The following is a 19,830-nucleotide window of genomic DNA, read 5'->3' on the forward strand; positions in this document are numbered from 1 at the left end:
GAGGCGCTCACGGGGTCCCGGGGGGCGGGCCGCTGCCGTCCTCCATGACCAGGCCGGGGACCTGGGGCAGGGCGGCGCGGACGGTGTCGGCCACTCGCTGGAGGTCGACCCCCAAGTGTCTCAGCCGCCTTACGAGCTCGCCTGTCGGCACGCCTGAGAAGCGGGCGATGCGAAGGAAGTCGGTGATGGGGTGGCGGAGGCCGAGGGGAAGGTAATTGGCCTGGTTGCCCCACTGGTGCTGTTCGGCGCAGAGGCGGCGGTCCACCTCGTCCACCTGTGCCGACTGGTAGTCGGGGACGCGGAAGCCAAAGGCGGACAGGCGCTCCGTGACCTCACGCGGCTCCAGGAACAGTCTGGCCGAGGCGGTGATCAGATGGTGAAGCGGTACCGGCTTGTCCCAGTCGAGCGGCGGCCATTCTTCATGTCGACCGTCGCTCTTCAGCCCCAGGCTGACAAGGTCGGAATCGAATCTGTTCCCCTTCGCCGGCGCTGTGCCGAGGGAGGTGCGCAGACCGTACTGGGCGAGACGGTCGACGACGGCCGCGGGTGATACGCCGAGTTCGATGGCGATCTGAATCACTTGATGAACCAGTACCGGCTCGTCCTCCGAGGAGGGGGTCTCAGAGGAGACGATCGCCATCTTGAGCAGGCGGACGTCGTTCGGCTCGGCGCGTGCGGGGAACGGGGGGTCTGGCGGTACGAGCCCGTAGGCGTGAAGCCGGGATGTCACCGCTGATGGTGAGAGCCCGGTCGCCACAGCCGCTTTCGCCACATAATCGACATACAGGTCGGTGTGGACTGTGAGCCAAGGGGCTTCGCCCTTCGCGTCAACGCTGAGTATTACCCGGTCCGTGTCGTCCGCGTGATCCGGGAGAGCGGAGGGCGGGGCGAAGCCCAGTTCCTGGATCCGCCGGGCGACCTCGATGAGAGGAACACTCAGGTCGAGTGATGTACGGGCGAGCAGACCAGGTGGAATCGTCTCACCGTCCTTCAGGCCCTGCCAGTCTTCGATGTACCAGCCCCACTCAGCGCCCTGCCTTAGGAGGCCGTCGGCCGACCGTTCATGGGTGGAGTCGATCTCCACACGGTAACCGTGGGTTCGAAGTTCCTGTGTCACCTCCAGTGCCGAGCGTTGTAACTTCACGGCCGCCCGGAGGACATGGTCGAGCGCGACGGGCTCGGACGGGTTCAGCCAGGGCCACTTACCGGTGAGCCACGTGCTGAGCACCCGCAGTGTCAGTTCGTTCGGGTTCGGTGGCAACGCGTCTTCGTCCGGGACGGTGAAGCCGAAGGCTCTCATCCGGCGAATGGCTTCCTCCACGCTGATGTCAAGCACCAAGTTGGCGGTCAGGAGATGTCCCGGTGGCACCGGCTCGTCGGCTTCGATCCAGTACAACACCTCCGTCTCCTCGTAGCGGCTGAGTCCGTGAAGGTCATGAGTGAGCAGCGCGAGGCCAACCGCGTCGACAACGGGGGCGCCACTGGGCCGGGCGGGAGACGGCACGCGGAGCTGCTCCATACGCGAGACAACTTCTCCGTATGACGTCCCGCTGACGCTGGCTACGAAGAGCGCATGGCCCGGGGTGGCGAGTTGCATGGTTATGGCGTCCTTGCCGGGCCACATTCGATCATTCCACTTCTTGAAGTGGGTGGTTAGCACGAAGACGTCCGAGGGGAGGGCGGTGAGTACGCTCCTGACTCGGGCGAGTTCCGGCACGATCTCGACCAGCGCGGCCAATTCGGCGTTGGGTCGCTGGGCCAGTAAGCGCCACAGCAAGGTGGCGTCGCCCGGATGGCCGTACACGCGTCCCGACAGCGTTTCGCCCAGCACCGTTTCGGTCTCCGAGAGTCCCGAGTCGTCGCGATGGACGATGTGCATGTCCTGTGGGAAGAACCCGGCCGTGGCGACGGACGAGGAATGGTCGTGCAATTCCAGCTTGTAGCCCGCCGCTCCGGCCGCCTCGGTCACGATATCGGCGAGCCTGGGGCTGCAGCCCGAGACGTTTTCCAGCCAGTCGGTGTCCAGCACCGCGGGCTCGGAGGTGAGCAGCGTCGGCAGTGCTGCCCTGATGAGCCGCTCCACCTCCAGGCAGACATCGTCGTCCAGGATCTCCGTGCGGTCCACGGAAAGCCGCTTGGGGCGGCTCTCTCCGGTGAGGTTCACCACGGCGCCGTAGAGTTTGCCAAAGCCACCCGGGTCGGTTAATACGCCGTGCTGTACGCGGGGCTCGGCATAGATTCCGTCGACCAGGACGCCTCCGCCGTACTCGCACCAGACGACCTGGCCGCTCCTGTCCCCGGGACTCGCGGACCAGCTGGCCAGCGGGCTGTGGGCCTCAAAGCCGTCGTACCGGGATCCCGGTGACTCCCGGGGGTTCATGACGCCCGGCTGCCACTCCGCCCGCTGTGTTCCATGCTCCGCGGTGGTCCTGAATTCGGCGATGCCCAAGAGCCTCCGGAGTTCCGTGACGCATGAGAGCGTCTTGTCGCCGTTCCGCAGATAGAGGCGGACTGTGGTCCCGATGGTCCCCGGTCGGCCGGTTGAGCGGATCCTGAAATAGTGTCCCGGCCCGGTGATGAGGACGGTGATCTCCGCCAACCTGCCGTTGATCCCATCCATGTGGCATGTGATGACGCGGATTTCGTCGGCGAGCATGAAGTAACTGAGCACACCGATGCCGAACCGGCTGTTCGGATAAATGGTGATGCCCTGGTTGTGCCACTCCTGTCGCTCTTCCTGATAGCGGGGAAGATCCGTAAAGCGGACCCCGGCCTGGGAGAAGACCTCGGAGAGCATGATCTCGTTCATGCCGACGCCGTTGTCCCGGCACTCCAGGTAGGAGCGGCCCTCGTCGTCGATCCCCTGATGGAACGCGATCCGACCCTGGTACGTGTCGTCATCCGGGCCGTTGCGGGCCTGCTCCCGGGCCCGGCGGTAGCGGCACGCGTCCAGGGCGTTCTGATAGAGCTCGCGGATGGCGAGGGAACGGTCGCGGTAAAGGTTTTCGCCCATGAGGAGTTCCTGGACGCGTTCTTCGTCGAGCCGGAAGCGGATGACCCTGTCGGCGGTCCCCGGCGTGCTGAGGGCGTCGGCCTCACGTACCTGGTCGGCGTTGGTGTACACCGGTAGCGTGCCGAGCTCCGGCACGGCGGTCTGCCGTATGCCGCGCAGCAGCGACTCCACCCGCAAGGTGTGGTCGGTGAGGGCGGCCACAGCCGCGGGGTGGTCGCACTCGGCCGTGAGCCCGAGCACATCCAGGTGGTGGCGCCAGGACGCCGCTCGCACGGTGGCGAGGAGCCGGGCGGGATCGAGGGGATCGGGGATTCCCACGTGCTTGACGATCGCCGAAGACAGGTCGGTGACCTCGATCGCCAGGCCATGGGCCACCGCGATCACCAGCCCCAACAACCACTCTCGCACGTCCTGGAAGTCGCGGCCACCGAAGTCGAGCGGGAACACCTCATTGCGTCGGTGCCCCTCGTGGGTGGCGCCGTACATCTCCTGCGGGGTCACATGGGCGGAGGAGAACAGCCGGGGCAGCAGCTCCGGATCGAGTACTGCTCCGATGTCGGTGCCGTCCACGTCCATGGCCATCCGGAGTGCCTGCGGCTGTCCGGGCTGCCGCTTCGCCCACTGATGGAACAGCCACCACCCGATTTCCCGGCGTCCGTCCGTCCGGTCGCTCAGATGGCCGAGTTCCGTCCGGCGTACAAGCCGTTCGTGCCCCCGCAGCAGCACCTCGTACGCCTGCCGTTCGGGGTCGGCCGAGCCCATCTGCCGCAGATCGGTCGGACTGACGTGGGACAGCTCGGCGGCCGTACGCGTCCGGTGCACTTGGTGGAGGAACGGGAGCAGCGCGAGCAGGGCGGCCTCGGCGGGAACGAGTGCGTCCTGCTCGTCGCGCCAGACCATGTGGAGTAGCTGATTGGTCCTGCGGGCGGTGCGCGGCGCCAGGTTTGTGTCCTGCCACGGGTCGTCGGTCAGCGCTTCACGCGCCTCCTCGTACAACTCGGCCAGCCGACCGGCGACTTCCAGGGTCTGCTTCCGCAATGGCTCGGCCCGCCGCTCGTCACCCGCCTTCAGCAACCGCCATGCCCGGGACCCCGCTGCCTCGTCCAGCCAGATCCGCCGTGTGTTGGGGGTGGAGGGTGGGGAAAAGGCGTGGGCGCCTCGCGCGGCCGTCCCGTTGCGGCGGGCCTCCCGCGCTTCGTCCGCCATTTTCCGCCATTGCTGACGGCTTGGGAGGGTCGGCTGTGGCGAGGGGAGCCGCCTCGTCTTCGTCATGCGATACAGCGCGGACAGGAACGCTTCGAGGTCCTCATTCTGACGGGGAATCGTCCGGCCCGTGATCCAGTCCGCGATGGTGCTGTCCGCTGGAGGCCGTTGCGATCGAGGAAGTTCTCTCCTCATCTCCTCGCGCACATCAGCCGCCGCAGGGCTGCCCGCCAGCCTCATCAGCCGCGCCAGTGCCTCCTCGTACCCTGGCGATCCCGCCATGGCTCCCCGCCCCCGTCCGTGCTCGCCCCGGTGCCCCCGACTCGGCCGGGTCGGCCGAGTCGGAACGTCGTACATTACCGCTCTGACCTGCAATGTCATCCGAAATCAGCAGGATCGGCCGGTGCAGCGGTGATGACGGGCCCGACACCATCGTCGACATCATCTTCCCGTGTTCCGAAGGAGCCGCAATGGACCCGCTTCTTGCCGCCGCTGCCTGCGGTGTCGTCACCTTGTTGATCGTCTCCGGTGCGGCCGTGCTCGTCGTCCGGTCCGCCCTGGGCGGGGCCGAATCGCGGGATCGGGCACGGATTCTCGGGGCTGTGGCCGAGGTGGTGCGCGCGGTGCGCGGGAAGCGCTGATGTCGCGCTTGAGGAGCCGCCTCAGCCCGGGGAGGGCCCACAGCTCTCGCGTATGACCAGCTCCGTAGGAATGGTCACGCGCACCCCCGGCTCGGGGGTGCGCTCCAGTTGGTCCAGCATCAGGCTCAGACAGCGGCGGCCGATCTCCGCGAAGTCCGTACGGACCGTGGTGAGCGGGGGCAGCAGATGGGCCGCCTCCGGGATGTCGTCGTAGCCGATGACGCTGATGTCCTCGGGGACCCGGCGGCCCGCCTCGTGGAGGGCGCGGAGGACGCCCACCGCCATCTGGTCGTTGGAGACGAACACCGCCGTGGCGGCCGGGTCGTGGGCGATGCGGCGGCCGAGCTCATGGCCCGAGTCCGCGCTCCAGTCGCCGAAGAGCGGCTCGTGCGCCTCCGCGCCCGCGTCCTTCAGGGCCGCCCGCCAGCCGTCCACCCGCGCCTCGGCGGCGATCCAGCCGACCGGGCCCGCGATATGGCGGACCGTGCGGTGGCCGAGGCGCAGCAGGTGTTCCGTGGCCTGGCGGGCGCCGGACGCGGAGTCGCCCGCGACGACGGGGAAGCGGGCGCCGAAGCTCTTGTCCAGGGTGACCATGGGGATGCCGTGGTCGGCCTCGACCAGGGCCTCGCCCACCGAGCGCTGCGGGGCGATCGCGATGATGCCGTCCGCGCCCTGGCCGAGCAGCCGGTCGACCGCGCCCCGCACCGCCTCCTGGTCGGCGGCGGTGAGCGCGATCGCGCTGACCAGGTAACCGGCCTCCTGCGCGGCCTCGTTGATGCCCACGAGCGTGGCGGCCGGGCCGAAGCGGGCCGCGTCGAAGGAGATCACGCCGAGCGTCCGGCTCCGGCCGCTGGCCAGGGTGCGGGCGCTGGCGGTGGGGCGGTAGCCCAGTTCGCGCATGGCGGCGCGGACGCGTTCGCGGGTCTCGGGGCGGACCCGGGGATGGTCGTTGAGGACGCGGGAGACGGTCTGGCCGGAGACCCCGGCGCGGCGGGCGACGTCGGCCATCACGGCCCCGCCGCCCGCCGTGGCCCGGCGCCGCCGGACGCGCTGGGGCTCGCCCGCTTCCTCCTCCGGCCCGCCCATGTCCGTTGTGTCTCCCCTCGTGCGTCTGAGCTCTCGTGAGTCTCAGCTCTCGTGTGTCTGAGCCCTTGTGCGTCTCAGGCCTCGTACGTCTCAGGTCTCGTCCGTCCAGCCCAGGTCCGGCTCGTCCGTCAGCCGTACCGTCCGTGTCGTCGCCGCGTGCAGCTCCAGCAGGACCAGCTCGTTCGTCCCCGGCCGCAGCACCGGCGTGGGCACGTAGAGGCGGCGCTGCGGGCCGCGCGACCAGTAGCGGCCGAGGTGGAAGCCGTTGATCCAGGCCACGCCCTTGGTCCAGCCGGGCAGGGCGAGGAACGCGTCGGCCGGGGTGTCCACCGTAAAGGTGCCACGGTGGAAGGACGGACCGGCGACGGGGGTGTCCGTGGTACGGAAGGGCAGTTCGGGGAGGTGGTCCAGGGGGAGCGGGTGGCAGGTCCAGTTCTCCAGCGGCTCGCCGTCGAGGGTGACCGGGCCGGTGATGCCCTTGGGGTCGCCGATGCGCGGTCCGTAGTTCGCCCGGCCCATGTTCTCGACCAGGACGTCCAGCCGGGCCCCGTACTCCGGGCTCCGCACATGCAGAGTGTCCTCGTGCCGCTCGCGCTCCAGGACGCCCGCCGGGGCGCCGTTGACGAAGACCTGCGCCCGGTCGCCCACCCCGCCCGTGAAGTGCAGGACGCGGTCGCCGAGCGCGGGCAGCTCCGCGCCGTAGAGGACGAAGCCGTACGCCTGGCCCAGCCGCTCCATGGTGGGCGGGTCGGTGAACTGCTCGCCGGGGGACAGGGATTCGGCGCAGACCAGGGCGTTGGCCGAGGCCGTGAGCTGGACCTCGGTCGGCGGCAGCTTGGGCGAGGGCTCCGGGACGGGCTCGTCGGGGACGGCGGCGTGGCGGGCGATGACATCGCGGAACGCGGCGTACTTGGGGCCCGGGTCGCCGCATTCGGTGAGCACCGCGTCGTAGTCGTAGGAGGTGACGGCGGGGGTGTAGGCGTGGTCGTGGTTGGCGCCGGCCGTGAAACCGAAGTTGGTGCCGCCGTGGAACATGTAGATGTTCACCGACGCGCCCGCCGACAGCAGCGTGTCGAGGTCCGCCGCCGCGTCGTCGGCGGAGCGGACGTGGTGCGGTTCGCCCCAGTGGTCGAACCAGCCGATCCAGAACTCCGCGCACATCAGCGGCCCGCTCTCCTGGTGAGTGCGCAACACCTCCAGCGAGTCGCCGATCCGGCCGCCGAAGGTGCCGGTGGTGAGCACTCCGGGCAGGCTCCCGGCCGCCAGCTTCGCCTTGTCCGCCTGATCACAGGTGAACAGCAGCTCCTCGACGCCACGGGTGCGCAACGCGTCGGCCAGCTGCGCGAGATAGGCGGTGTCGTCGCCGTACGCCCCGTACTCGTTCTCCACCTGGACGGCGATCACCGGGCCGCCGCGCGCCGCCATATGGGGAGCGAGGGGTGGCAGCAGCAGATCGAGGTACGCGTCCACGGCGGCGGTGAAGCGGGGGTCGCGGCTGCGCGGGCGCAGACCGGGCTGGGCGGTCAGCCAGGACGGCAGCCCGCCGCCCTCCCACTCGGCGCAGATGTACGGCCCGGGGCGCAGCAGTACGCGCAGCCCCTCGGCGTGGGCCAGCTCGAGGAAGCGGGGGAGGTCGAGCAGCCCGTCGAGGTCCAGGGCGCCGGGGGCGGGCTGGTGGAGGTTCCACGGGACGTAGGTCTCCACGGTGTTGAGCCCCAGCAGCCGCGCCTTGCGCAGCCGGTCGGCCCACTGGTCGGGGTGGGTGCGGAAGTAGTGGAGGGCGCCGGAGAGGATCCGGAAGGGCTCGCCGTGCAGCAGGAAACCGTCGTCGGAGAGCGTCAGGGCGGGCGGGACGGCGGGCATGGGGGTCAGGAGGTCCTTTCGGGGGCGGGGGCGGGATCGTCGGTGGCGGGGTCGCCGGTGGCGGGCTTGTCGGATGAGGGTGGCGCGGGGCGTCCGGGTGACGCAGGAGGTACGGACGAGGGTGACGTTGGGCGTGTGGGTGACGTAGGAAGTGACGTAGGGAGTACGGACGGGGACGCGGCGCGGATCAGCCATCCGGTGGTGATCAGGCACACCGCGGAGATGGCGCAGAGGATCAGCGGTACGGCGCGGACGCCCGCGAGTTCGATCGCCTTGCCGAGCGCGGGCGGTGCGGCGACCCCGCCGACCATCGAGGCCGCCATGACCAGCGCCCCGGCCCGGTGGGCGCGCGGCGCGGCCCGGAGCAGCCAGGGCAGCCCGGTGGGGAAGATCGGCGCGATGAACAGCCCGGCGCCCGCGTACGCGTACGGGGCCGCGGCGGGGATCGCGGCCAGCAGCAGACACCCCGTCATCCCCGCGCAGCTCACCGCGATGATCGCCTGGGCGGACCAGCGGAGGGCGAGCGGGGCGACGAGGAAACGGCCGACCGTCATCATCAGCCAGAAGGCGGAGGTCGCGGAGGCGGCGGCGGTCGCCCCGTAGCCGATGGCCTCCAGATGGGTCGGCTCCCAGCCGCCGACGCCGGACTCGATGGCGACGTGGAGGACGTAGAGGACGACGAAGGCGCCCAGGACGGTGGCGAGGCCGCGGGCGCGAACGCGGCTTTGGGCGCCGGTGTGCTTGTCCGCGTCGGCGTCCGCCCCCGTGTCGCCGCCGCGCGGCGGGGCCTCGTCGCGCACCCCGGCCAGACACAGCAGCAGCGGCAGCGTGAGCGCGGCGAAGCCGAGGAAGACGGCGGGGTAGTGGGCGGCCCCGACCAGGCCGATGAGGGCCGGGCCGAGGACGGCGCCGATGCCGAAGTGGGCGTTGAGGATGTTGAGCATGGCGGCGCTACGGCGCCCGAAGCCGACGGCGAAGAGCTGGTTCAGCCCGTAGTCGATCCCGCCGAAGCCCAGCCCCGCGAGGAACGCCAGACCCAGGGCGAGCGGCCAGCTGGGCGCGAGCGCGAACCCGGCCGCGCCACCCGCCATGAGCAGGTAGGACCAGCCCAGCAGCCGGCGGTTGCCGATCCGCCCGAAGAGCCGGTCGAAGACGAGGACACCCGCCACCGCGCCGATGAAATGCGCGCTCAGCCCGACCCCGGCCGCCGACGGCGACAGCCCGTAGGTGTCGCGCAGGGCGGGGATCGACGGCCCGTAGAGCGCCTGGAGCGCGCCGATGAGAACGAAGCCGACGCAGGAGGCGGCCACGGCGGCGCGGCTGAAGAGTCGTCGGGGAGGAGGTGGCGGTGAGGGGGTGCTCGTTGGTTGCTCCGGTTGCTCCAAGGAGTCCACGAGGGGGAGTGTTACCGCTAACATACGGACCGTCAAGGCACTGTTCCAAGGCACCGGTCTCGGACAGCTCCGGCCAGGCGGTGTATGAGGAAGTCCGCCGCAGCGGGCTCGGCGAGGCACCCGGGTGTGACGAAACCTCGGAGGATCTTGCCCCCACCCGTAGCTGCGCTGTGTGCGGCCGTCCCCTCCCCCCAACCGTCACCGGACGGCCCCGCCAATACTGCTCACGGGCATGCCGACAGCGCGCTTACCGCACCCGGACATGAGCTGGAGCCTCGGTGTGATCACGGGGCGGTGTGCCGGCGTTTACCAGACGACGGGCAGTTCCATCAGGCCGCGCCTGTGGAATGACGGCGTCCAAGCCAGATCGCGGGCGGGTATCGCCAGTCGCAGATCGGGGAACCGCTCCAGGAGGCTGGTCAGGGCGATCTCGCCCTCCAGACGCGCGAGAGGTGCACCGAGGCAGTGGTGGATGCCGTGGCCGAAGCCGAGGTGGGCGACAGCGCGCTCGGGACGGAAGCGGTCCGGCTCTTCGAACTGGCCGTCGCGGTTGGCTGAGATGAGGGAGACCCAGACCCGTGCGCCCGCCGGAATGTCGACTCCGCCGATGGTGAGGTTCTCGAGGGCGAAGCGTCGCACGCCCAGTGTGGAAGGCGGGTTCCAGCGCAGTGTCTCTTCCAGGACGGCGCGGACAGGTGTGTGCCCGTCGCGGACCGCGGTCATCACTGCGGGGTGGAGCAGCAGCGCCAGAGTGGCGTTGCCGATGAGGTTGACCGCGTTGTCGTAGCCCGCGAACAGGATCAGGAACGCCATCGCGACCAGCTCGGACTCACTGAGGCTGTCGCGCTCGTCGCGCGCCTCGATCATGGCGGTGAGCAGGTCGTCGGTCGGGCGGGCACGTTTGGCGGCGATGACGCCGACGAGGTAGTGGTGCATTTCCCGCATCGCGGTTCGGGACTCCACGGCCGCGTCGGGGCCAGGTCCGAGCAGGGTGTTGGTCCACCTGCGGAAGTCTCGGCGGTCCTGGGCCGGGACGCCGAGCAGCTCGCAGATCACGACCATGGGTAGTGGGTTCGCCAGGGCCCGCATCAGGTCCGCCGGCCGCTCGGTGATGGCATTGAGGAGTTCATCGGTGCTGGCCTGAATGCGCGGCCGGAGGCTTTCGACACGGCGGGCGGTGAATGCCTTGGCCACCAGGCGTCGAAGCCGTGTGTGGTCGGGCGGGTCCATGTTGACCAGGTGTGCGTCCAGCTCCGGCGGCATGGACGATTGGTAGCGGCCGACGGTGCGGGCGTTGGCCTTGTTCAGCGACAGCCGCGGGTCGGCGAGCGCGGCGCGCACGTCTTGGTACCGGGTGACGACCCACACCGGCGTGCCGTCGGGGGTGGTGGTGCGGTGCACGGGGCTGACTTGACGCAGGCGGGCGTACACGCCGTGCGGGTCGGACATGAGGTTGTTGTCGAACAGGGGTGTTGGTGGCGATGTGGGGGTCATGCTCGGCTCGCTTCCGTAACGACGATGTTCGGGCCTGCTGGGGCCGCGACCTGCTGCCTGACGATGACAAGGGCACCCGCGCCAACAGCTGCGGCAAGTCCGCCTGGAGTGACCAGTCGTTTGGTAAGTACTACTTCGAGCTCTTCAGCTTCAACACGGGCGGCGCCATGAGCGCCAACAGGGTGGTCATCGCCTACGAGAACCCGGAGACGGTACGGCACGTCTTCACGGGTGCCCCGGTGCAGGCGGGTACTGCCTGCGCCGGGGCGGCTCCCGCTCCTCACCACAGCCTCCTCGGGACCACCCTGGCGGCGGATTGTGCGGCTCATGGCCTTGGAATTACATGGTGTCTCCTTCCGGTACAACCGGAAGACGACCGTTCTCGACGGCTTCGACCTTCGCGTCAGCAGCGCGGCAACGGTGCTGCTCGGCCCGAACGGGGCTGGGAAGTCCACGCTCATGGCGCTGGCCGCTTCCCAGCTCAAGCCCCTGGACGGCACTGTCACCTGGAAGGGCCGCGACCCCGCGGCCCGCAAGGATGTGAGGGCGTACCGGAAGGCAGTGGCCTGGCTGCCGCAGCACATCACGCCCGTACCGGGCCTGACCGTACGGGAGCAAGTCGCCTTCGCCGGGTGGCTCAAAGGCATGAACCGCTCTGATGCCTGGAAGGCATCGGCCACCACTCTCGGCCGTGTCGGCCTGGACAAGCTCGCCGACCGCCGCAGCCACCAGGTCTCCGGTGGCCAACTGCGCCGGATGGGCATCGCCGGCGCCCTCACCCACCACAGCGAGCTCATCCTCATGGACGAGCCGACCGCGGGCCTGGACCCCACTCAGCGCAAGGTCTTCCGGTCCTTACTCGAACAGCTCGCCGACGACGTGCACATCGTCGTCTCCACCCACCAGACCGAAGACCTCGCCGACCTCTACCAGCACGTGGTCGTCCTGGACCGGGGCACGGTGCGCTTCCACGGCACCACCGCCGAATTCCATGCCATGGCCGACAACGCCCAGGGGCCTCGCGAGCGCGCGGAAGCGGCCTACGCCCAGCTCGTGGGCGAGGAGATCTGACCCATGCTGCTCCGTACCGTCGTCCGCGTCTCGTCCGGTACCCGTCTCCTGCCGTTTCTGGCCGGCTTCATCGTCATCGCCCTCAGCGACAACTTGTCCGAGTGGGTCACGCCCCACTACTGGCTCTCCGCCACCGGCACCGCGAGCCTGGCCCTCTCCTTCGTGGGCCCCGCGTGTGCCGGAGCCGGTGCCTGGGAGGGAAGCCGGCTCAGGCGCGCACGTATCTCCGACCAGAACGCGGTGCGCTCGCCGCTGGCCATCGCCTTCCCTCTCCTGCTGCCGGTGTTCGTGATGGGCGTGGTCGGCATGACCGCGGCCCTGTACGTCTCCGCGGCCGCCGCCGACGTCGGCTTCGGCATGCCGAATCTCGGCATCCTGGTGGTCGAAGCGGTGCTGCTCGCGGCCAACACCCTGGTCGGCTTCGTTCTGGGTCGTCTGTGGGCTCCGATCGTCGCGGTGCCGGTCACGCTGATCGCGAGCTTCGTCGCCAACGCCTACCCGGTCTCCTGGAGCATCCTGTGGATCCGCCACCTGGTGGGCGGAGGACTGCAGGACTGCTGCATGCTCGACCAGAGCCTGGACGTATGGGCGCTGGTCAGCGCGGGAGCGTTCGGTACGGGGGTCTGTCTGTCCGCCGTCGTGCTGATCCAGTACCGGAAGGCCGTCCCCGCCGTCGTCGCCGCGGCCGCGCTGCTCGTCGGGGGGTTCGCGGGCGGTGCCGCCTCCGCCCATGGCATGGGGGCCGACCCGGTGACCTCCCGCCCGGTCGGCGACCTGGTGTGCGACCACGGTCGGCCCCGCATCTGCCTGTGGCCCGAGATGGACCAGCGAGCCGACATGGTCCGCACCGAGTCACGCAAGGCCGTCGCAAGGCTCCGTCAGGCCGGCGTCGCGGTGCCCGCCACACTGACCATGGCCGACCGGCCAGGCCCTGACGAGACCAAGCTCGCCATCGGGCCCGGCATCAGTGCCCTCGGTGTGCCCACCGGCGTGGCGGCAGGGCTCCTTCCACCATCGCCTGCCTGCGCGGACAGCGGAGAGCCCTACCCGGCCGCCGACGCCTACGGCCCCGTCGGAGCGTGGCTTTCCCTCACTGCCGGCGCCTCGCCCCGGACCCTCACTAACCGGGTGGCACCGCGAGAACTGGCCCTGGCCCAGCACGTCCTCAAACAGTCCCGACAGGCCCAGCTCGACTGGTACGAGCGCAACACCCGCGCCATGCGATCGTGCGACGTACGCCCCCACTTGGGCATGGACGGGAGCCACCGATGAACTGGTGGCTGAAGGCTCGCGCCGTTCCCGCGCTGAGTGTGTCCGTCGTCGTGACCAATGCGGTGGGACTCCTCATGGGCAACGCCGAACTCCCTGTGCCCGTGCTGACCGGCCAGTCCGGACACTTCCTCGTCGGCCACCTCATCACACTGCTGCCGGCGGTGATGCTGCTCCACGGCATGGGACGCGGCGACCTGCGCACCGAAGGCGTCGCCTGCCGGCCCGTTCGGAGGTGGGACGCCGCGCTCGGCTCGGCGGTCGCCGCCACCGGGGCGGGGGTGGCAGCCCTCTGCTACGTCCTGGGGGCCGACAGCATCGCCTTGGTGCTGGGGCGCAACATCGCCGGATACGTCGGCCTGGCGCTGCTGCTGTTTCCCTTCCTCGGCCACCGCATCGCGGCTGTCACCGTCGCCGTCGTGCCCCTGCTGTGCGCGGCGGCCGGCTGGCGAAGCGGCGGTCGCCCCGAGCCCTGGGCCTGGATCCTGTACCCCGCGAACTCCCTGGTCGCCCCGCTCATCACGGCAGCCATCGTCCTCGTGGGCATTCTCGTCTGCCTCACCCGGCGGGACCCGTTGCGGTCCGCTCACTGAGGAAGGCAGACAGCGGCGGGGCCCGAGGGCCCCGGCTGCGTGCCCGCCGGGATGCTGCGTCAGACCATGGCGAGCCGGTCCACCAGCAGCTCCACCCTCGGCTCGGCGTCCTCGGGCAGCAGGCGGCCCGTTCGGGTCAGGGTGGCGAGCCCGTGCAGGGCCGCCCAGAACATCTCGGTGAACAGCCCCGGGGCGATGCCGTCCCCGGCGACCTCGGCGAGGCATTCGAGCAGGGCGGCGAAGGCGTCCTTCAGCGGCTCGGGGGTGTCCTCCCGCGCGTACGCCAGGCCGCCGTCGAGCTGGAACAAGGCGTCGTAGACCGCCGGGTTGCGCTCGGCGAAGTCGAGGTAGGCGCGGGCCAGGGCGGTGACCCGGGCGCGCGGGTCGTCCTCGGCGGAGGTCGCGGCCCGCACCGCCGCGGCCATCTCGGTGGCGCCCTCCAGGGCGACGGCGCCGATGATCTCGCGCTTGCCGCGGAAGTGGCTGTAGAGGACGGGCTGACTGTATTCGATGCGCTCGGCGAGCTGGCGGGTGGTGACCGCGTCCCAGCCCTGCTGCTCGGCGAGTTCGCGGGCTGTCGCCACGATGAGGCGCTCGCGCTCCGCCCGTTCGCGCTGCTTGCGTTCTTGTACCGACATAAAACGATCCTAGCATTACTAGACAATCGAGCGGCAGCAGTACTAGCGTTGCCTCATCGGCTAGCAGTACTAGATTCGAAGAGGGGCATCATGCTCAACGCACTCGAGGTCGTCACCACCGTGATCGTCGGCGTGATGGTGGGGGTGGAGTTCTCCGTCGCCTTCATCATGAACCGGATCCTGGACGCGCTTCCCGAGGACAGCGGCCAGCTTGGCCACGCCCACGGCGGCCGGATGCTCGGCGCCCTGATGCCGTTCTGGTACATAGGCTCGCTCGTCCTCAGCGCGATCTGGGCCGTCGCCGGATGGCACCACGGCGGGGCCGGACTCGTCGTCACCGCCGCCGGCCTGCTGATCGTCAGCGTGGTCATGTCGATGCTGCTGCTCGTCCCGATCAACAACCGGAACAGGACCTGGACCCCCGAGAACCGGCCCGCCGACTGGAAGCAGCAGCTGCACCGCTGGAACCGCTACCACTACGTCCGCGTGGCCGTCATCATCGCCGCCTTCACCCTGCTGGTCGCCGCCCTCGCCTGATATCAAAGCCGCCCCGACATGCGCTGGTTCGCCCCTGCATATCGACGGCTTTCGCCCCGTCGGGGTGAGCCCGAGAGGGCTTCGGATTACTGACCCCGCGGGCCGACGCCGCGCCGGTGGCGCACAATCCCCACTCCCCGGGGGCGGCTGACCACCGAAATCCCGGCATCCGGGAACGCGACGGCACCCCGACGGGAGGCGCCTCCCAGCCGTAGCCGGAGGCGACCCAAGCCCTAAAAGGGGCTGCGGAGGGGGACGGGTCTTGCCACGCTGTGCGGATGGACCGTCAACGGAGATCCCATCTCGCGCACGCCGACCACCCGATCGCCGCCCCGATCGCCGACGAGTCGGTGGCCCGACTGCTCGACCGGGCGGTGGCGGACGAGGCCGACCATGCCCTCGACCTCGGCTGCGGAGGCGGCGAATGGCTGCGGCGGCTGCTGGTCCGCTATCCGTGGATGCGCGCCGAGGGGGTGGACATCCACACCGCGGCCCTGGAGCAGGCGCGCGAGGGCGCGGAGGAGTCCGAGGTCGCGGACCGGCTGATCCTCCATGAGATGGACGCCGCGGTCTTCGCCTCGGCGCACCGCTTCGACGTGGTCCTGAGCGTCGGCGCCGCGCACGCCTTCGGCGGCCTGCTGCCCACCCTCGCGGCGGCGCGCGAACTCCTCGCCCCGGACGGCCATGTCCTGGTGGGCGACGGCTTCTGGGAGCGCGAACCCGACGCCGCCGCCCTCTCCGCGCTGGGCGCCACGTGGGACGACTACGCGGACCTCGCGACCACCGTGGACCGCGTCGTCGCGGACGGCTGGACGCCGGTCTACGGCCATGTCAGCACGGCCGGGGAGTGGGACGACTACGAGTGGTCCTGGACCGGCTCCCTCTCCCGCTGGGCCCTGGACCACCGCGAGGAACCCGACGCCCTGGACGCGTACAAGGTCGCCGCCGAACACCGTTCCCAGTGGCTGTCCGGCTACCGGGGCACGCTGGGCTTCGTCACGCTCGTACTGCGCCGGAGTCCCTGAGCGTCACGGTGATCTCGGTGCCTAAGCGGCTTCGTGAGCGGTGAGCGTCACGCGTGCGTCGGCCTCGTCGATGGCGATGTTCAACGACGCGTTCAGCCCCTTGGCCAGCTTCGCGAGAAGGGGCAGCGTGGGCACGGTGTCGGAGCCCTCGATCCGGGAGATCTTGGCCTGGGTCAACCCGGTGCGGGCGGCCAGTTCGGTCTGGGACAGCCCGAGTTCCATGCGGCGGTCGTAGACGACTTTGGCCAGCGCCATGGACAGGCGGTGCTCCTGACGCTCCTGCTCGACCTCGGCGGACTCCTGGTAACCCTCGGCATGCTTGCGCTCGCTCGCCCGCTTCCAGTGGCTGTGCAACGCGTCGTTCATGTCGTGCACGATATTCGCCACATGGGGAACGAGGGGTGTTCATCCGCATGAGAGGCGTTGTCAGTGGTCGATGCGACCATCGCGGCATGCGTGCAGAGAGCTCGACCACCGCCTACTGGGACGCCGCCGCCGGGGGTTTCGACGATGAGCCGGATCATGGGCTGCGGGACCCGGCCGTGCGGGAGGCGTGGGCCGGGCGGCTGCGGGGGTGGTTGCCCGGGCGGGCCGTGGATGTGCTTGACCTCGGGTGCGGCACGGGGAGCCTCGCGTTGCTCGCGGCCGAGTGGGGGCATCGGGTGACGGGGGTCGATCGGTCGCCGCGCATGGTCGAGCTGGCGCGGGCGAAGCTGGCCGGGACGGGGGCCAGTGTGATCGTCGGGGACGCGGCGGAGCCGCCCGTGGGGGAGGGGCGGTTCGATGTCGTGCTGGTGCGGCATCTGCTGTGGATGCTGCCGGATCAGCGGGCGGTGCTGCGGCGTTGGGTGCGGCTGCTGCGGCCGGGTGGGCGGCTGGTGCTGATCGAGGGGCGGTGGGGCGAGTCCGAGCCCGTCGGGCTGACCGCCACCGAGCTGGCCGCGCTGGTCGGGCCGTTGACGGAGCGGCTGTCGGTCGAGCAGCTCGCGCCGGACGCGGCGCTGTGGGGGCGGGCCGTGCACGACGAGCGGTATGCCCTGGTGGCGGACCTCGCGCCGGTTCGGCGGCATCGGGAGATCGTCGATGTGCATCTGATCCTGCGCCGGGGCGGGGACGTCCTTCTCGCGCGGCGGGCGAATACGGGCTATGCGGATGGGCTGCTGCATGCCCCGTCCGGGCATGTCGAGGACGGTGAGGACGTGCGTGCCGCGATGCTTCGGGAGGCGGCCGAGGAGATCGGGATCAGCCTCGGCCTGGACGAGGTGCGGGTCGTGCTCGTGCTGCAGCACAAGGCGCCGACCGGGGACGCCCGTACGGGGTGGTTCTTCGAGGCGGAGGTGGGGGAGCGGGGAGAGGGCGGGCTCGAGCCCGTCAATCGGGAGCCCGAGAAGTGCTCGGAGCTGGGCTGGTTCCCGCTGGACGCGTTGCCGGACGACATGGTGGCGTACTGCCGCGCGGGCCTCGAGGCGTATCGCGCAGGGCAGCGCTTCGCCCTCCACTGGCATGAGCCGGACGACCCCATCGCGTACGCCCCCGAGGGGCCCGATCGGCTGACCCCGCTCTGACGGTCGGAGGTTCTGGGACGTTGTCCCGGTTAGCTAGACTCAAGCGCGAAGGGAGGGCGCGGTGAACGACAACGATCGAGACGCGGAGCGCGCGGCCCGGCCCAAGCGGGCGGACGCGCGGCGCAACGAGAAGGCGCTGCTCGAGGCCGCCGCCGCGGTGTTCGTCGCCTCGGGCGTGGAAGCGCCGATACGCGATATCGCGGCCAAGGCCGGTGTCGGGACGGCCACGATCTACCGCCACTTCCCGACCCGAGCCGACCTCATCGTCGCCGTCTACCGGCACCAGGTCGAGGCCCTCGCCGAGGCCGGTCCCGCCCTGCTGGCGAGCGGCGAGACCCCGCACACCGCGCTGGGGCGGTGGATCGACCTCTTTGTCGACTTCCTGGTCACCAAGCACGGCCTCGCCGCCGTGCTGCAGTCCGACGACTCCTGCTTCGACCCCCTGCACTCGTACTTCATCGACCGGCTCCTGCCCGTCTGCGATCAGCTGCTCGACGCCGCCGTCGCCTCGGGCGAGATCCGCTCCGGCCAGGACGCCTACGAGCTGATGCGCGGCGTCGGCAGCCTCTGCGCGGGCGCCGGTAACAACCCCCGCTACGACGCACGTCATCTCGTCGGGCTGCTCATCTCGGGTCTGCGCCGAACCCACTGACGGGCTTGTCGTCCGGGCCCGCAGACCCGCCGACCCGCCGACCCGCCGACCCGCCGACCCGCCGACCCGCCGACCCGCCGACCCGTCGACCCGACGGCTCGGGGGCGCGCCGTGGGCCGTTGGGTGGGGCCGCATCCCCACCTCGGGCACGGTCCCTGGGCGGCAGACGTCCGGGGCGGGACCCGGTCCTCCGGAGACCGGTGCCGAGGGTTACGCCGAGAGCTCCCGTACGTAACGCCACTCCGTGGCCGCCGGTTCGTAGCCGAACCACTTGTTCACCGCCAGCATTGGACCGTTGTCGCCGTCGTTGCCGGTGAACGCCTCCCGGCAGCCCGCCGAGCGGGCGCGGTGGAGCGAGTCGTTCTTGGTCAGCTTGGCCAGGCCGCGGCCGCGGAAGGCGCGGAGGGTGCCCGTCATGCCCGACCAGTAGCGGCCCCGGCTGTCCGTGTGGGCCACGCTGTAGGCGGCCACAGTGCCGTCCACCACCGCCACCGATGTCAGCTCGCGATCGAGCGCGGGATGTTCCCAGGTCAGGGCCAGCCACTCGGCGTATGGCGGCGCGGCAGTGTCCACATCGCCCGGCTCGTCCGCCGTGCACTCCACATCCGCCTCGTACAGCGGACGCGGATCGTCCGCGAAGTCCGCCGCCGTGCGCAGCTCCACCCCGTCCGGGAGACCGTCCGGGAGACCATCCGGGAGGCCGCCCGCGCTCAGCGGCGGCAGCGCCGCCGCCGTCAGGTCCAGCCGCTGGACCCGGGAGCAGCGGCCGCGCCGGTAGCCGCGCCGCTCGGCGAAGGTCACCGAAGACGCCTCGTCCAGCGCCCAGGCGAAGATCTTCGCCGTGCCCAGCCCGGACAGATACTCCTCCGCCGCGGTCACCAGCGCCGAACCCGCGCCCCGCCCGCGCGCCTCCGCGCTCACCGTCGTATTGGCGAAGGCCAGCCCCGGCTCGTCGCTGTCGTGGAAGACGCCCACCTCGCTCGAGCCCACCACCTGCCCGTCCGCCTCGGCGACCAGCAGCCGGTAGTGCTGTTCGACGGGCGCGCTCTCCGACGTCCAGACCACCGTCCGGGGTGTGGTCACCAGAAAGGGGAAGGCGGAGCGCCGCGCCGCCGCCACGGCCTCCGCGTCGGTGGCCCGGAAATCGCGCACAGTCATGGTCATGGTTGCGCAGATTACGGCCTGTCAGCCCGGCCCGCCCGCCAATTCCCGCAGCTCGTGGGCTAGATCACCGGGGCCATGCGGTTCCCCGCGACCTGGCACACGGTTCCCCGCAACCTGTCACACCGTTCCCCTCGGCCTGGCACACAATGGGTGCCACAAACACCGTCCCGCACCCACGCCCCAGGAGCCCCAACGTGGCCTTGCAGATCACCATCGACCAGGACGCGGCGACCGCCCCCTTCGAGCAGATCCGCGCGCAGATCGCCGAGCTGGCCCGCTCCGGCGCGCTTCCCGTGGGCTACAAGCTGCCCACCGTGCGCGGTTTCGCCGAGGAGCTGGGGCTGGCCGCGAACACCGTCGCCAAGGCGTACCGGGCCCTGGAGACGGACGGTGTGATCGAGACCCGCGGCCGCCACGGCACCTTCATCGCGGCGGCGGGCGACGCGACCCTGCGCCGGGCCGCCGAGGCCGCCCAGACCTACGCCCAGCGGGCGCGGCGGCTGGGCCTGGACCGTGCGGCGGCCCTCGCCACCGTCGAGGACGCCCTGCGGGCGGTCTACGGCGACTCCGAGTGACCCGGCCGGGGTGGCCCCGGCAGTGACGCCGCCTGACATGCTGTCCT

At 70.7% G+C, this 19,830-nt stretch carries 17 protein-coding genes; 9 read left to right on the forward strand and 8 right to left on the reverse strand.

All coding sequences use genetic code 11. The features are described 5' to 3' along the window. Positions 1-7 precede the first annotated feature (7 nt). Complete coding sequence (locus JK364_RS26370; RefSeq protein ID WP_201853771.1) at positions 8-4,219, reverse strand: wHTH domain-containing protein; 4,212 nt, start codon at positions 4,217-4,219, stop codon at positions 8-10. Positions 4,220-4,590: 371 nt separating this feature from the next. Between JK364_RS26370 and JK364_RS26375 the strand changes: the two genes are divergently transcribed. Further along, on the forward strand, positions 4,591-4,857 hold the full coding sequence (locus tag JK364_RS26375) for a hypothetical protein (RefSeq protein WP_201853772.1): 267 nt from the start codon (positions 4,591-4,593) through the stop codon (positions 4,855-4,857). A gap of 21 nt (positions 4,858-4,878) precedes the next feature. Here the strand turns inward: JK364_RS26375 and JK364_RS26380 are convergent, their stop codons facing one another. The 4 genes from JK364_RS26380 to JK364_RS26395 form a co-directional block, all read right to left on the reverse strand. Further along, positions 4,879-5,943 (reverse strand): LacI family DNA-binding transcriptional regulator, encoded by a 1,065-nt coding sequence (locus JK364_RS26380; protein WP_201853773.1) that lies wholly within the window; start codon positions 5,941-5,943, stop codon positions 4,879-4,881. Between the two features lie 90 nt (positions 5,944-6,033). Next, complete coding sequence (locus JK364_RS26385) at positions 6,034-7,806, reverse strand: glycoside hydrolase family 35 protein (RefSeq protein ID WP_201853774.1); 1,773 nt, start codon at positions 7,804-7,806, stop codon at positions 6,034-6,036. A 5-nt stretch (positions 7,807-7,811) separates the two neighbouring features. Beyond that, complete coding sequence (locus JK364_RS26390) at positions 7,812-9,224, reverse strand: MFS transporter (protein WP_201853775.1); 1,413 nt, start codon at positions 9,222-9,224, stop codon at positions 7,812-7,814. 282 nt (positions 9,225-9,506) lie between these two features. Then, a complete protein-coding gene (locus JK364_RS26395) occupies positions 9,507-10,694 on the reverse strand; it encodes a cytochrome P450 family protein (protein ID WP_201853776.1) in 1,188 nt (395 codons plus the stop codon). A 327-nt stretch (positions 10,695-11,021) separates the two neighbouring features. Here JK364_RS26395 and JK364_RS26400 point away from each other — a divergent pair, with 327 nt between their 5' ends. The 3 genes from JK364_RS26400 to JK364_RS26410 are packed head-to-tail and all read left to right on the forward strand — an operon-like array spanning position 11,022 to position 13,627. Continuing rightward, positions 11,022-11,765: an ATP-binding cassette domain-containing protein gene (locus JK364_RS26400; RefSeq protein ID WP_201853777.1), complete on the forward strand. Its 744-nt coding sequence runs from the start codon at positions 11,022-11,024 to the stop codon at positions 11,763-11,765. Positions 11,766-11,768: 3 nt separating this feature from the next. Further along, on the forward strand, positions 11,769-13,037 hold the full coding sequence (locus JK364_RS26405; RefSeq protein ID WP_201853778.1) for a DUF7224 domain-containing protein: 1,269 nt from the start codon (positions 11,769-11,771) through the stop codon (positions 13,035-13,037). Further along, complete coding sequence (locus JK364_RS26410) at positions 13,034-13,627, forward strand: hypothetical protein (RefSeq protein WP_201853779.1); 594 nt, start codon at positions 13,034-13,036, stop codon at positions 13,625-13,627. Before JK364_RS26405 ends, JK364_RS26410 begins: the two co-directional genes overlap by 4 nt. A 59-nt stretch (positions 13,628-13,686) precedes the next feature. Here the strand turns inward: JK364_RS26410 and JK364_RS26415 are convergent, their stop codons facing one another. Further along, entirely contained in the window at positions 13,687-14,265 is a 579-nt protein-coding gene (locus tag JK364_RS26415) for a TetR/AcrR family transcriptional regulator (protein WP_201853780.1), read from the reverse strand. Between the two features lie 90 nt (positions 14,266-14,355). Here JK364_RS26415 and JK364_RS26420 point away from each other — a divergent pair, with 90 nt between their 5' ends. Next, a complete protein-coding gene (locus tag JK364_RS26420; RefSeq protein ID WP_201853781.1) occupies positions 14,356-14,802 on the forward strand; it encodes an anthrone oxygenase family protein in 447 nt (148 codons plus the stop codon). 278 nt (positions 14,803-15,080) lie between these two features. Next, positions 15,081-15,827, forward strand: a complete 747-nt coding sequence (locus tag JK364_RS26425; protein WP_201853782.1) for an SAM-dependent methyltransferase — start codon at positions 15,081-15,083, stop codon at positions 15,825-15,827. Between the two features lie 21 nt (positions 15,828-15,848). On the opposite strand, the gene JK364_RS26430 is transcribed toward JK364_RS26425, so the two are convergent. After that, positions 15,849-16,193 (reverse strand): helix-turn-helix domain-containing protein, encoded by a 345-nt coding sequence (locus tag JK364_RS26430; RefSeq protein WP_201853783.1) that lies wholly within the window; start codon positions 16,191-16,193, stop codon positions 15,849-15,851. An 86-nt stretch (positions 16,194-16,279) separates the two neighbouring features. Here JK364_RS26430 and JK364_RS26435 point away from each other — a divergent pair, with 86 nt between their 5' ends. After that, entirely contained in the window at positions 16,280-17,392 is a 1,113-nt protein-coding gene (locus JK364_RS26435) for a methyltransferase domain-containing protein (protein ID WP_201853784.1), read from the forward strand. Between the two features lie 61 nt (positions 17,393-17,453). Further along, on the forward strand, positions 17,454-18,044 hold the full coding sequence (locus JK364_RS26440; protein ID WP_201853785.1) for a TetR/AcrR family transcriptional regulator: 591 nt from the start codon (positions 17,454-17,456) through the stop codon (positions 18,042-18,044). Between the two features lie 210 nt (positions 18,045-18,254). Here the strand turns inward: JK364_RS26440 and JK364_RS26445 are convergent, their stop codons facing one another. Next, complete coding sequence (locus JK364_RS26445; protein ID WP_201853786.1) at positions 18,255-19,208, reverse strand: GNAT family N-acetyltransferase; 954 nt, start codon at positions 19,206-19,208, stop codon at positions 18,255-18,257. 194 nt (positions 19,209-19,402) lie between these two features. Between JK364_RS26445 and JK364_RS26450 the strand changes: the two genes are divergently transcribed. After that, positions 19,403-19,783, forward strand: coding sequence for a GntR family transcriptional regulator (locus tag JK364_RS26450; RefSeq protein ID WP_201853787.1), 381 nt, complete (start codon positions 19,403-19,405; stop codon positions 19,781-19,783). The last annotated feature ends 47 nt before the right edge of the window (positions 19,784-19,830 follow it).

This window comes from Streptomyces endocoffeicus (genome assembly GCF_016741935.1).
Classification (GTDB): Bacteria; Actinomycetota; Actinomycetes; order Streptomycetales; family Streptomycetaceae; genus Streptomyces; species Streptomyces endocoffeicus.